The organism is Arachidicoccus rhizosphaerae (assembly GCF_900107765.1).
Taxonomy (GTDB): domain Bacteria; phylum Bacteroidota; class Bacteroidia; order Chitinophagales; family Chitinophagaceae; genus Arachidicoccus; species Arachidicoccus rhizosphaerae.
This window is the reverse complement of record NZ_FNQY01000009.1, coordinates 57,132-69,829: the sequence shown is the minus strand read 5'-3', so window position 1 is coordinate 69,829 and position 12,698 is coordinate 57,132. Positions and strand designations below refer to the sequence as shown.

General features: G+C 41.9%; 13 protein-coding genes. All 13 read right to left on the bottom strand.

The annotated features are described in order from the left end of the window. Positions 1 to 669: 669 nt before the first annotated feature. Entirely contained in the window at positions 670 to 2,907 is a 2,238-nt protein-coding gene (locus tag BLU80_RS09270; protein ID WP_091397061.1) for a hypothetical protein, read from the bottom strand. A 290-nt stretch (positions 2,908 to 3,197) separates the two neighbouring features. Beyond that, a complete protein-coding gene (locus BLU80_RS09260; RefSeq protein ID WP_091397055.1) occupies positions 3,198 to 3,485 on the bottom strand; it encodes a helix-turn-helix domain-containing protein in 288 nt (95 codons plus the stop codon). 289 nt (positions 3,486 to 3,774) lie between these two features. Beyond that, positions 3,775 to 4,416 (bottom strand): hypothetical protein, encoded by a 642-nt coding sequence (locus tag BLU80_RS09255; protein ID WP_091397052.1) that lies wholly within the window; start codon positions 4,414 to 4,416, stop codon positions 3,775 to 3,777. A gap of 124 nt (positions 4,417 to 4,540) precedes the next feature. Then, entirely contained in the window at positions 4,541 to 5,290 is a 750-nt protein-coding gene (locus BLU80_RS09250; RefSeq protein ID WP_091397049.1) for a hypothetical protein, read from the bottom strand. A 147-nt stretch (positions 5,291 to 5,437) separates the two neighbouring features. Continuing rightward, complete coding sequence (locus BLU80_RS09245; RefSeq protein WP_091397047.1) at positions 5,438 to 6,166, bottom strand: hypothetical protein; 729 nt, start codon at positions 6,164 to 6,166, stop codon at positions 5,438 to 5,440. A gap of 31 nt (positions 6,167 to 6,197) precedes the next feature. Further along, entirely contained in the window at positions 6,198 to 6,743 is a 546-nt protein-coding gene (locus tag BLU80_RS09240) for a hypothetical protein (protein ID WP_091397044.1), read from the bottom strand. A gap of 8 nt (positions 6,744 to 6,751) precedes the next feature. Further along, positions 6,752 to 7,609, bottom strand: a complete 858-nt coding sequence (gene traN, locus BLU80_RS09235; protein ID WP_091397042.1) for a conjugative transposon protein TraN — start codon at positions 7,607 to 7,609, stop codon at positions 6,752 to 6,754. 56 nt (positions 7,610 to 7,665) lie between these two features. Beyond that, positions 7,666 to 9,126 carry a conjugative transposon protein TraM gene (traM, locus tag BLU80_RS09230; protein ID WP_091397039.1) on the bottom strand — a complete coding sequence of 487 codons (1,461 nt, stop codon included), beginning with the start codon at positions 9,124 to 9,126 and terminating at the stop codon, positions 7,666 to 7,668. Then, entirely contained in the window at positions 9,119 to 9,541 is a 423-nt protein-coding gene (locus tag BLU80_RS09225; RefSeq protein WP_139188118.1) for a hypothetical protein, read from the bottom strand. Before BLU80_RS09225 ends, traM begins: the two co-directional genes overlap by 8 nt. An 18-nt stretch (positions 9,542 to 9,559) precedes the next feature. Continuing rightward, positions 9,560 to 10,207 (bottom strand): conjugative transposon protein TraK, encoded by a 648-nt coding sequence (gene traK / locus BLU80_RS09220; RefSeq protein ID WP_091397033.1) that lies wholly within the window; start codon positions 10,205 to 10,207, stop codon positions 9,560 to 9,562. Positions 10,208 to 10,260: 53 nt separating this feature from the next. Beyond that, positions 10,261 to 11,265, bottom strand: a complete 1,005-nt coding sequence (gene traJ / locus BLU80_RS09215) for a conjugative transposon protein TraJ (protein ID WP_091397030.1) — start codon at positions 11,263 to 11,265, stop codon at positions 10,261 to 10,263. A gap of 13 nt (positions 11,266 to 11,278) precedes the next feature. Next, positions 11,279 to 11,920, bottom strand: a complete 642-nt coding sequence (locus tag BLU80_RS09210; RefSeq protein ID WP_091397028.1) for a hypothetical protein — start codon at positions 11,918 to 11,920, stop codon at positions 11,279 to 11,281. Between the two features lie 126 nt (positions 11,921 to 12,046). Further along, on the bottom strand, positions 12,047 to 12,688 hold the full coding sequence (locus tag BLU80_RS09205) for a hypothetical protein (RefSeq protein ID WP_139188117.1): 642 nt from the start codon (positions 12,686 to 12,688) through the stop codon (positions 12,047 to 12,049). Positions 12,689 to 12,698: the final 10 nt, after the last annotated feature.

Here is a 12,698-nt window from a genome sequence, read left to right as displayed (position 1 = left end):
TCTTGTGCGTCGATAGTCAATTCTGCGACTCCACCATTTGCCAGGCTACTGGTATACGAGACAACACCGACATTAGGATAGGTGATTCCCAGCCACACAACGAACAAACAAATATTTTTTAGCTGGATCCGATGCTAATTAACGGCCTAATTCATCTTCACTACAAAGATAATAGCTGCCGGCGCCAAGATCAGGCGGAAAGAAAAAAGCTATCCCACCGGCATATGTGCCGTTTCTCTAATCATCTTCTTGATAAATGGACTTAAGTGCTATGCACCATGCATTAGCCGACAGGTATTGTTTAGAGCCACTTGCAACCGCTATATAAAAATAGTGGCCTAGGCTCCAACCGATATCTTCCTATTATTGGCAGAAATATGGTTATCACTTTTACCACAGCCCAGACTGATGAAGGCTCCTAAATAAATGACGAAAAACGTTGTTCTACCCAAACAAATTAAGCGAGTCACAAATGGTTTTTAAATGATGGTGCAGTTGAATAAAAAACAAATTCTGGTTAAATTAAAGCAAATTATGATGTGAATACAATTTCAAATTTCTCAGCACAATGGCTTAGCCTGCAATTAATATTTCCGAATTATGGCAATAAATAACCTGAGACTAATCCATGTAAACTAAAGATTTTATACCTATTGATGTATTGCCGCACTACACTAAAGGATCAATTTCTTTTAAGTCATTCGGAATTCCTTGTTCTTTATAAGGTGAAAAGATGTTAAGTTTGATAACTTCTCTATCTTCGGAAAAAGAAACCAACCAATGAAACATTATGCTTGCACGAACCTTTAAACTATCACTGTTAGGATCATCTCTTCTTTCACTGCCAGAAGGTTTACTTTCAACTTTAGATAGTAAAACTATAGAAGAATAAATCCTAAGCTCTTCATTAATTGATTTTAAGCCGAATTCATCAATTTCCTTCCCGTCTAACTCCTTAAATTCAATAGCCGGTAAATCCTTTTCCCTCAAAATATAAATTTCATTTCTAATACCAGGCCCCAATGCTCGTATTTCTTTCACCATAAATCCATGCTTTTTAAAATCAATATCAAGTTCATAATCCCTATTGATCAAAATTAAAACAAGATCATCGTTGCCATTTCTAATCTTTGTCAATGTAGCTATTAAATCATTCATTTTAACCAGATATCTTTTAGTTGCAGCCACTCCAAAACTTCCTGGTATTTTAAACTTAATTAAACGTCGGCTAATTGAATCTGCCAATATTCTGTCGAAATTCAAATGCGGGATATCTCCTTCAACAAAAGCCGACTTTGACAGCAACACAGACGTTCCTTCAATTGTTGATGCAATAAATCGATGTCCACTAACTAAATGATCAGTAAACACTCCAGCTAACCTATATTCAGATACAGCCTCGCTTAGAAGCATATTTGAGGTAAGATTAAATTGTTCTATTTTTTCTTTTGATAATTTCGCATTGAGCTTTACCTCCTTTGTTTTATCTTTAATTCGATCTTCAAGATTAGTTAAGAATTGGTAATATTTTTCTTCTAAGGAAGATATAAACGATACAGTTTCCAGTAATCCCTTATTTTGAATAACAAAAGCTAAACAGCTTTTAAAATACGGTAGACAATTTTGTAAATCCATCAAGTCTACAATCTCATTTGGCAATACCGGCTGATCTGTAAATTTTTGATAAACATAGTGTGCATCAATAAAGAACTGCCTTACAAATAAAAGAGCAATATAGCGACATATCCACATTTTTACACCATCACCGTTACCTAAATTATTCAAGCCGGGAAACGGATATTTGTACTGAAGACGACTATCAAAAGAAAAATCATTGTAAAAATATTCAAACCAATAAAAAATACTAGTCATTGACTGAGGAAACAGAACGTAATTTGGTGGGGTACTTTGTGAATATTCGAAAATATACTTCAAAGAAGCATATTGTGACCTATAAAGGAGTAGTCCTCCCAAGGCTAAATGAAATTGGATAAAAATTCGTCTTTCTTCCTCTCGGATTCGAATCTCATTTTCATTGACGAGCTCCCTACCTCTATATTCTTCGTCAATCGCACGTAACGTAAACATATAATAATTAAATGAATTCGCCCAAAAACTCCGAATCATGGATTTTTTTTTATGAATAACAAGTAGGTTACGCCATAACCAATTATATGTTTGTTCGGAAATTTTGACATTTTCATTTCCAAGCAACCAACTACCACTTACTGCTCGGTCTTCTATTGCTGCAAGTTTATTTTTCTTAGTATTAACGCTGATTTCAGATAACTTATAGGTCATAAAATAAAGATCTGATGGGTATATTAGATCCTCACTCGTTTTGCTATTTCTTCTGATCCTAGAAAAGAGGCCATAATAGAATTTCAACAATGTTTCTTGAAGGTGTTCATCTTGTTTTTCAACAGAATAATAAGAAAGCTCATTTATGCACTTTAGATAAATAGACTCATCATAATTTCCGTTATCAAATTTGTAATATTGGCTTATTACATGTTTAAGAAGATCTGTAGATTTCCCAGTATACAATCTCACTAAATCAATAAATTTGATAAAAGTAAACAATAGAAATCCCGTACACACCAATACTATAAGATCTGCAGAATTATTAATAACCCAACAATTAATAAGAATAATTGGCTTCATAGGGAAAATCAATAACAAAAACGAAATTAATGTGATCCCGGAAATCAAATTAACACTCGAACTATTTTCAAAGGAAGTAAAAACTTTCTTTTGAGGATATTCTAAATTAAAGGCATTTTCAAGATACTCAGATCCATATCTATCGCCAAAATTAGACAGTTTATCAAGGATAATTGGATAGGCTATACTTAATATAGCTATATCCAGAGGGATACAGATATCAATAATATTTGCAAGAGGCATCTCTAATATTTAAACCAAATTTAATCTTTTCTAAATAAATTTCACAACATTTCTCAGATCTTTAAATTACAACCACCGGAACAAAGTTATAAAAAACTCATGATCCAATTCCACGCCACCCTTTTCCAATTTAGCACCGGTTTATTCCGCTTTCCGGTCCAATCTCTGTTACTGTAGTATTTGAAGAAATCCAGCGCATCACGCTCACGTAACCCCTTCTGAATAAAATAGATAACAACATGCTCTTTTAAGGGCGGTATTTTATTCCCAAATCCATCCATATCAATAATTTATTTTTTCGCAACTTTAGATTTCTCAAAAAGAGCCATAAGATCATCGCGATCATAATATATATTGCCTCCAATCTTCGAGAACGTGAGCAAGCCACTATCCCTGACCACCTGAAGCTTACCGGGAGAAAAACCCAGTAATTTACGTGCCTCTGAAGCCTTAAGCCATTTTTTTACAGGTTGCTCACTTCTGCCAGCAAATATCTGTCGCATGTTAACCAAAAGTTCCTCCTTCAAATTCTCCAAATCATCAACAGTAACCAAATGATCATTTCGTAAATATCCCATAAAATCTCCCAGCTTTTATCAACCAAAAATTAAAAAGTAACAATCCAAACCATTCCACAACCACTATGTTTGCTTAGGCCGACACATCATCCTGCAAAAATGGGACACTAAATAAAAGAACTCAGCCTGACAGAAACCACAGAGCGTCATTTAAAGAAACCCGGCTCCAACTGCCCAGTTCCAATGGCCAAATATTTATCTGCAACTTGGCTTTAAAACGGCCTATTCCAAATCATCCAAATGAACAAGTTCATTTGGTCCAACTCCCTATTTCGCAACTACCTATAAATTATAAGCCCCGACCTTTACTTATTTGCTTTGACCTTTTAACCCGTCTTTTCGTATTGTTTAGGGAATTCCTCAGGGACATATCAGGCTTTAAACCATATCCCGCTAGCATCCTGGTAGCGATTTGAGAATACTGCATAGACAACTTCCGGTCAGATTCATGAACTATATGATGCTCCATTATTTGCCCGGCAATTTTCAGAATATCTGAGCCCTCCTCAATCCTAAATACCTTCCTCGATTCCGGCTCACTAAATACGGCCGCCATAACCGGAGTTCCGTCGCTTTCCCTGCGAACAAACTTTTGTTGAATAAGATGGATCGTAAATTCCTGATCCGTAGGTTTATCTTTTAACCCAATGAGGTCTTTATCCCCTCCAGGGACAATTTTGATCGGCAATCCTCTGTTAAAGCCATGCTTGCCAATCTCCCCAAATGCCAGCTTATCCTCATCCGGAAACGGAAACCTAAACAAGAACCCGCTATCCACCTCCAGGCACCTCGCCGGATGAACACTGAATTCAGAAGGTGTCAGTAGTTTCTGATCGAATGCCTCCTTGAATTTAGGGTAGGTCACATAATACAAACTTTCACAGGTGCCTATCTTGACTTCAGCCCCTTTATATTTTACATATTCTCCCATAATTATAAATTTTAATCACATAATGAACGATCGCTTCCCAGCCATTCCCTTTTTTCAGAAACGCTCTAATGCACTTATGACTATCAATCCAACTATCTATACATAAGCAGCAACCCTACCTCTGTCACCCCATTGACAGCCCCTTATCTCTATGCCTGCGGGTATTCACCAAGGATCCGTCAACCGTCAATTGCGGGATTTCCATACGCCTCCCCGTTTCATCAAAAAGAAGAGCGCTTTTAGAGGCAGGATCAGCCTGGATAAAACAAGTAGCTACTTCAGCATTATTAGTCAATTTGACCGCCTGTAAATCCCCGTATTGTAACGACCTGATCAATTCCCGGTTCTGCACAAAATTTCCAGCCGCCATCGGTAACTTCTTCAAAACACCGCCCAGATCATAATTAGGTAAAATAACCTGCCCACCAGAAAAGAAAAACTGTAAATCTTTGCTTTTCGCACCGTTCTCCGCTTTAAACCATCCATTCTTTTCAACGCCATCCATTGAAACATAGGATTTCAGCACAGAGCGCCCTTCCAACAAATTAATAGCCTCCTGAAGACTAAACACATAGCTTCCCGCCGCATTAAAAGTCCGCTCAATACCAGACCGGGCCTTATCACCAAGCTTTTTTTGAACGCTTTCACCGGAAATGAACTTCCCGTCATAAGTAGACAGAAAAAGCCCTTCTTTCCCTAATTCATAGTTGAACACCAAAGAAAGGTTTCCCTGATCCAGCTCTTCCTTTAGTTTAAAGGAGGTAGTATCCCCGAGTCTCATTCTACCGGAAGTAGATTTCAGAATAGCGGCCCACTGATCAGAGGCCAGCACCCCCTCAATTCTGTCCGCTACCTGCTTTGCATTTGTAGTCATTTACTTTTTTTATTCATTCAAATTATTTCCAGGAGTTTTACCTATTGTCAGCCTTTACAAGCGACAACGAGTCCCTGCACACAAACTAAATTTATTCTCCCGGGCTTCCTGTAAACCTCCGGTTAATTAAGCACCTTACATACACCGCTATCCTGCTCCAAAATGCGCCGGGTCCATTAATTCCAGATTTGCACCTCTTAGATCCAGTCGACCCGCTTTCGCGTTGACAGACAGAAAGGCACTTTGCTCCACGCCACCCACAACAGCCGTGACAGCGGTCATATTCCCTCTTTTCAGGGAAGCGATCAGCCGCTCCACATCCTCCTTGGCCTCCCTGATCTCCACTGGCAATTTGCGCAGCTCCCCTTGAATCGTAAACGGCTCCCTATAATAGTTTTCGTGATATTGCAACAGCGGATAACTGCCATACAGATCCTTTTCGGACGTGATATCCAGGGTAATAAAAGAGCGATATTTCACACCCTCCCTATTGAAAAGAGACTTTTCTACCCCCGAGCTAATTCCCCATTTAAGCAGATTATAAGCTTCTTTTGCCGTAATCCGCAAAAAACGGGGAAACTGCTGGCTGCGCATCTCGCCACTTTCTTCTATAAGTATGGCATACATATCATTCAGATAACCTTTCTTTTTAACCTTATCTATCCGGATATCCATTTTATAGTCCATTTTATCCTTATCAATTTGCAAAGACTGGCTAAGAGCAAACAGCTCCTTCCCCGAAAGCACCTCACGAGCAAGCTCCTCATTAAAATAATCCCCAAACCCCGCCATCTTCACATTTTCCTGTAATTCGGGAAGATTCAGAATAAATTGCTGTATATCATTATCTTCCTGCTTTCTCATTTCGCTTTCCATAATTAATTTTTAAAACATTGTGTAACTAATTTCAACGGCCCCCTCTGTGGATCTCCATTTTCTGGCTTTTTTCCTGGCCTTTGCTTTTTCGTCCCAGGTCATTCACCCACCGTTCAGGCCGGCTGCTATTTTCCATCTGTTGCTCCTTTGATTTTGCAACAGAAGGCTCCGCCACATTTACAGCCCCATTAGCAGAAATAACAGACGTTAACCCGGCAGCATTAAACAATTCCCGATTCTCCGGTTTAGCGCCGCCATTAACAAGTCCTTCCACCTTCCGCCTCGCAGCATTCCATGCACGCATGCCCACTCTCGCCAAAGCGTTAGGATAAAGTTTAAGCTCAATTTGCTTATACTGATGGCGCAGCATCTGGTGCAAAGCCTTCTCATCCGACGAAAGGCTGGTACCTTTATATTTTCCATAAAGCACCTGATAAGTCTGCATCTTCAGCTTCTGGAAGCGCCTGCTCTTTACCGCCTCGTCATTATAGACATTTCCACAAAGACTCTCCGTGTTTTTCCAATTCCGGAGTTCTGTTAACAGGGTTTCCTGTTTAGGCAAAAACGATTCCTTCATATGCTTTTTTATTGATGATAAAGTTCTTTTGTCTTCCGAAACTTCCGCTCCTTTAAGTCCAGGGAAATAGCCCGGTCACCATCCCTCTCCATAAGCTCAAGCGTCAGTTTCTTATTATCCGCTATCGTAAACCTGGGAAGTGCCACTACGATCATTTGCCCGGTATCATCCTCAGGCATCCCCCAGGACTGCGTGTATAAAGGCTTAAGCTCATTATCCTGCATGGCGGTCCGTTTCGTCGTTTTCAAATCCCGGATAAAAAAGTTGAGAGAAGAGCGGATATAAGGAATACTGGAAGCGTTATGCAACCTGAATTTAAAAAACAGCACCTCCTTTTGGATATAGATACCCTCCAGTTTAAAATCAAGGCCATATTTTTCCCGATGAACACGCTTAAAAAAAGGCGCACGCCCCTTCGCTGCCGCAGCAGAACTAACCATCTCAGCGCTATTTAAGGCTTGCTCCTTAAAGCGCACCGGAGCCTCCCCTGACAAATCATTTCTAAAATCCAACACCAAACACGCCGGACTTGCCGTATAAGTGACATTAAAAACATACACCTGACCATCCGCAGTAATGACCGTAAGACTCGAAGGATCAAAATCAGGTCTTCCCGCCTTCACTTTCAGCACATTTTTGGAACCCTTCACTCTTTCCGCCAGCACATAAGCAGCCCCCCGATCCGCACTTTGAATTTCAGCCGGAAAAACCAGCATACTGGTCTTATTACAGCTAATACTTAAGTTTCTTGAAGCAATAGCCACCGCATCCTTCCCATCAGAGGCTATATGACCACTTTGTGCGAAGACGCCAAATGGGATCACCGCAATAAGCAACATAAACAGCACCCGGATATATTTTATCATATTCTGTCCCTTTTATTAGGTTATTAGATGAGGCAATTGACGGTTATCAACGCCTTTTATTGAATCTCCTTTTGAAGTCCCTGCTCGTCCAGTAATAATATCGGATAACCCGCCTTTACCGTTACCCGGATAAGTTTTACTTTTTTGCTGAGCAGCCCTTTGGTGACCTCAATACCCGCCGCTGCTGCCTGAGCCGTTATACCGGGATCCAGCGACATCATTTGCACACTTTGCAGGGCCCTGTCCGCCCCCTCTTTAGAAGCATCCCGACCAATAGCACCGGGGATGCGTATCCCCTCCATGCCATCCAGGTCATATACCTTCATGTCTACCGGGAAAATCTGATCTTTAAAACGGATATGGCTGATCGTCACTTTCAGCCGCTCACCATTTACAGTACCCGTACCATAAACAAAATTGTCTTTTGGTATCCGTATCCCATTTATAAAAACATCGGCCGTTAAACGCATTTTGACCGCAGCCCCACTTACCAGCGTCTGCGACCCGGCAATAACCGCCTGCACTGTGTAATGCGCCTCCCTCTTCACCGCATCATCCGGATCGATATCATAAAAAGCACAAGCACCAGTCGGTGGCTGAATACTGAAGGGGACACTGGAGAGCCCTCCGGCACCCGACCCTTGCCCCGGCCCTTTACTCGACACCGTACTCCCCACAGTCACAGAACCCACAGAGTCCACAGAATCAGTATTCATCATAGGCTTTACCAAAGGCTTCCCGCTTTCAGGTTTTAAGGCAGACTGCAAAACAGGAACCTTCCAATACTCAGGTGCAGATTGCATACTATAAACACGTCCTTTATCCGCCCCGGATCGCTTCTTCAAGTCTTCAGCAGCCTTATCAGGATGCTGGATCGCTAATATCTTATCCAGCATGGTATTAACCTGCTGCATATCTCCATCCTGGCCTTCCCCATCATCATTATCATCACCACTACTACCAGACGCCGCTGATCTTGCTATCAGGTCATTTAATTGATTTAATCGACTGATCTGTTCTACGCCTTCGTCTGGAGGATATTCACCTGGTTGTAACCCATAAGTAGCAGGATTAATAGAGGGTACGGAAGCCATGCCCTGTTGCTGCAAACTACTGGATGCATCTAATACCTTTTGCAGATCAGCCAGTTTCTGCTCGACCTTTAAACTATTCGGGTCCTGAACTTCCTCCTCCAAAGGGCGAATATTCCCCATCACGCTATCCTTCCCTTCCGGGTAACTAAACCGACCTAAGGCTTGCATTCTGGCCTCCTCCTTCCTGTCTGCGTCCAGATAGGCGCTCATTTTATCTTCCGGTCTGAAAGAGACATTCGCCTCAGGGACATCCGAATTAATACCGACGGCGGAAGGCTGCGTATTGTCATCTTTCCCGCTGCCTTTCCCACCACCCAGTGCCCAGAAGGCCAGCGTTACAAAAGGAAGAATAAGTAAAGGGAGTACAAGTAATAATTGTCGCCGTTTTTTTAGCTGCTGACTAATAGGATTGATCTCAGTCATGACTATTTAATTTTAAAGGTGAATAATCCGTATCGGTAACGGTTTCTGGTATGGCTTTCTGCGGCCTTTTTATATACCGCTGCCCGGAAGATCTATTATTCAATTGTCTTAGGCTTGCCCTGCTGCTATCAACAGTAAAAGGGAGTACAAAGGAAGCCGGAGGCTTTCTTATCGCCGTTCCCAAGAGGTAAAACAGCCAACTGCTCCAACAAACAAGTCCAAGGTAAAAAAGCCATTTACGCTGCCGGGTACTCAATCCGGCATCTATGCGCTCCAGATGTTTAAGTATCGATAACTTCCAATTATCAAATTGTTTTTTCAACTGACGGAAGCGGCATTTGATTCCCATAGTCCCTAATGTCGAACGATCAATCCTCCTTTGTTCTGGATTGTCTTTTTTTGAATTGCCCATCATCCTGTTATTTTCGATTCATTAATAATTATCCTGTCTACCGGAGGAAATACTGCGCTGAGATGTTTTTAAATCCTTATTCTCCAGCACCCGCCAACGTTCAATCAAAAATCCATGTGGATTATTATCGCTTCGGGAAACACTGCGCAGAAACCCTTCCGTTATCAGGCTGCGGGTAACAACAACGGTGGGTCGGATAATCTTTTCCTTTCCGTAGTACTTAAAATAATAAGGATAAGTATCCATGCTGAACGCCATACTATCCATCACCACCTTCTGACTTACATTACCGGAGATAATCCCGGAATAATACCGGTCCTCTTTCAGGTCATCATATTTCGATTTGGCGGAACCGTCCGCCAGATTCAGGGCCCGGACAATATGCTCGTGAATCACCTTTTCATCCGGATCCAGGCTAAAAAAGTAGTGATGAAACATCTTGATATGATCTTTGGCCTCCACCGGTATATTATCTTTTCTTTCAGCAGAGAACGCCTCTATGGCCTTGCCATTTGCCAGGAGATAAATACGCCGCTCCGCCCGGGTAACCATTTGATAGCTCTTGGCAATGGCATACCCACAAATAGCCATACTTGCCAGGACAACAACAATTGTCAGCAGTCTCACATGCTTAAATGCCTTATCAATATTTTTCAATTGTTGAAACACAAGAAATAGGTTTATAGATTTTGTAAATGATAAAGTTTAGACTCCAGCTATTGTTACAATCCTGCTTTGCGCGCTGCCGCCTTACCGGCACCCCGGGTTAAGGCATTCACCTTATGAAGCAGCGTGTCCCTGCCACCCACATGAACAATATGACTGGCTATATTAGGCACCGTCGTATAACCTACAATAGAGATAATCATAAAGATGATATAGGCAGTACTGCTAAAGAAGTCCTGATCCAGCGTCATCATATTCTCCAGAATCTTTGACGTGATGCCACCAAATATATTGGCCACAGGTAACCACATATAAATATTAATATAGCGCGCAAACCAGTTTGGCAGCGTATGCTGAAAGCCATCAAAGACACTTAAGCCCAGTACAATCGGGCCCAGTATAACCAATATAATCAGGTAAAAAGTGCGGATCGTGTTAATACAGAGAGAAACCGCTTCATACAGCAGATTAACCAACCCAGTGACGATGGATTTAAAAATACTTTTAATGCTAAAAAAAGAAAAAGCACTTTTAAGCCCGGTGGAAAAACCACTTCCATCGCTGCTGCCGTCCGGCTGCTCATATTCGGCAGTCCCCCCAGTTGACGGATAAGCCCCTACCGGTGGCGGCTCTTTGAGTGATTGCTCTTCCTGGGCTATATGTAGGAAAATTGCCTGTTGACTATCTCCGGCGAGCGCCCTTGTGCCCACCACCGTAGGCTGAAGAATTCCATTCATCAGGTTCACCAGTGGCAGAAAAAACAAAATAGCGAGTCCCAATGCAAATGGGCGCAAAAGCGGATAGAAATCAATGGGTTCCGCCCTTGCAATATGCCTCCATACGCGGGCTGCGATATACCACAGCGCAGCAAAACCCGCAATGGCCTGCGCCACGCCTATCAGCCGCCCAGCGAGGGGAATCATCTCCTCAAACAGCTTATCGAGCACTCCATTCAGCCCCCCATTAGGACCGATACTATTCGCACTTACCGCCTGCGCGTGCACATATAAGGGTATAGCCCCCAGCAGTAACAACCATCCCCTTTTTAAATTATACTTCATTTATCTTTCTTTTTTATTTACTTGGCCCTTGCAACTGCTTAAGATTAACCATATCCAAGTCTTGTCCACCACGTTGCGCTACCAACATTGACACATTACTATTGAAGCCTATTAAAAACTGCAGCATCTGATGCGTATCATGATAAAGCCTGTTAACTTCCGTCAGACGTTCATCATCTGTCATATTCAGTTTTCCAGCAGTGAGTACCGTGGCAAGGGCATCCAGATTGTCCACGCTACCTTTCACCAGGTGACTATATACTTTGCTTAAATAATCCAACTCACCGGGGCTTAACCAGCCACTCGATTTAAAATACTTAAAAGCAGTCTTGTACTGCGATACAATAGCTTTTTCATCAGTGATGATATCCGCCACACGCCTATACTTAGCGAGTGAAGGATTCACCATCAGTAACCCATCCATAAAAGCCTTATGCAGACTGAAATTTCCTGCCGCTATATCTTTAATCGTACTATATCCTTTATTCAGGATACCATAACTCGTTTGCAGATCTTTTAAAAGCTGCTTAAACTGCGACAATTTTGTTACGTCCAGCAGTAATTGCTGCACTTCAGCCGACTGCGCTTTCACCCCTGACGTTGTCATGCTCCCCAGAAAACCCAGGGCCATCATTATGTACATGATTACTTTCATTGTAGCTGCTTTTTTACTCCGATGCCTTGTATAAATCCCTTTCTAAACATATTTTACATTCCCTAAACCTAATCTACCGCTGTCCATGTCGCTGTATTTTCCATTAGGATTAAGAACAGCGATTTATTATTGACCGTATAACTGTTTCAGAACCTTGATATCACTACTGTGCTTTGCTCTGCCAGCCATCAGCGACCGAACATTTTGAGCAAGGAGCAAAACCCTTCCCAGTTTATTTTTAACTTCCAGATACAGCCCATCAATACGTAGTATCCTTTCATCATCCGTCATTTTCAGTTTACCGTCCGCAACGAGTAGCTCCAATTCTTCCAGGTCTTTCTCAGCGTCATCATCCGCCTCTTTACATATTTGACGAACAGCGCTCAATTCCCGGGCATTCAACAGATCATCCAGCCTCTTATCAGTCAACAACGCACTTCGGCACTGTTCAGAGCGGTCCTCCATTTCTGCAATGCCTACCACTTTAGCGTATTTTTTAACCCTTGGACTAACCATCTCAAGGCGCTGGAAATACAACACATGCTGCATAAAATCACCATCCTTCAGCACAGAAATGACAGAAAGACCATTTTGAGCTATATCATACCCCTTTTCTACCGCCTTCAGATAAGTCCCGAGGGCCGCAATCTGGGCCAACAGGTATTTTTTCTGCGTCTTTTTCTGTTTAAACCACTCACTGAAACTCTGGGCATCCGTACTGCCCATAAAGAGCACTGTTATCAGCAGTAACAAATAGAATCGCTTCACTATAGAATAT

Excerpts from the sequence above, each read along its gene's own strand:
- BLU80_RS09270 (WP_091397061.1), bottom strand. The coding sequence starts at position 2,907 with ATGCCTCTTGCAAATATTATTGATATCTGTATCCCTCTGGATATAGCT.
- BLU80_RS09260 (WP_091397055.1), bottom strand. The coding sequence starts at position 3,485 with ATGGGATATTTACGAAATGATCATTTGGTTACTGTTGATGATTTGGAG.
- BLU80_RS09255 (WP_091397052.1), bottom strand. The coding sequence starts at position 4,416 with ATGGGAGAATATGTAAAATATAAAGGGGCTGAAGTCAAGATAGGCACC.
- BLU80_RS09250 (WP_091397049.1), bottom strand. The coding sequence starts at position 5,290 with ATGACTACAAATGCAAAGCAGGTAGCGGACAGAATTGAGGGGGTGCTG.
- BLU80_RS09245 (WP_091397047.1), bottom strand. The coding sequence starts at position 6,166 with ATGGAAAGCGAAATGAGAAAGCAGGAAGATAATGATATACAGCAATTT.
- BLU80_RS09240 (WP_091397044.1), bottom strand. The coding sequence starts at position 6,743 with ATGAAGGAATCGTTTTTGCCTAAACAGGAAACCCTGTTAACAGAACTC.
- traN (WP_091397042.1), bottom strand. The coding sequence starts at position 7,609 with ATGATAAAATATATCCGGGTGCTGTTTATGTTGCTTATTGCGGTGATC.
- traM (WP_091397039.1), bottom strand. The coding sequence starts at position 9,126 with ATGACTGAGATCAATCCTATTAGTCAGCAGCTAAAAAAACGGCGACAA.
- BLU80_RS09225 (WP_139188118.1), bottom strand. The coding sequence starts at position 9,541 with ATGATGGGCAATTCAAAAAAAGACAATCCAGAACAAAGGAGGATTGAT.
- traJ (WP_091397030.1), bottom strand. The coding sequence starts at position 11,265 with ATGAAGTATAATTTAAAAAGGGGATGGTTGTTACTGCTGGGGGCTATA.
- BLU80_RS09210 (WP_091397028.1), bottom strand. The coding sequence starts at position 11,920 with ATGAAAGTAATCATGTACATAATGATGGCCCTGGGTTTTCTGGGGAGC.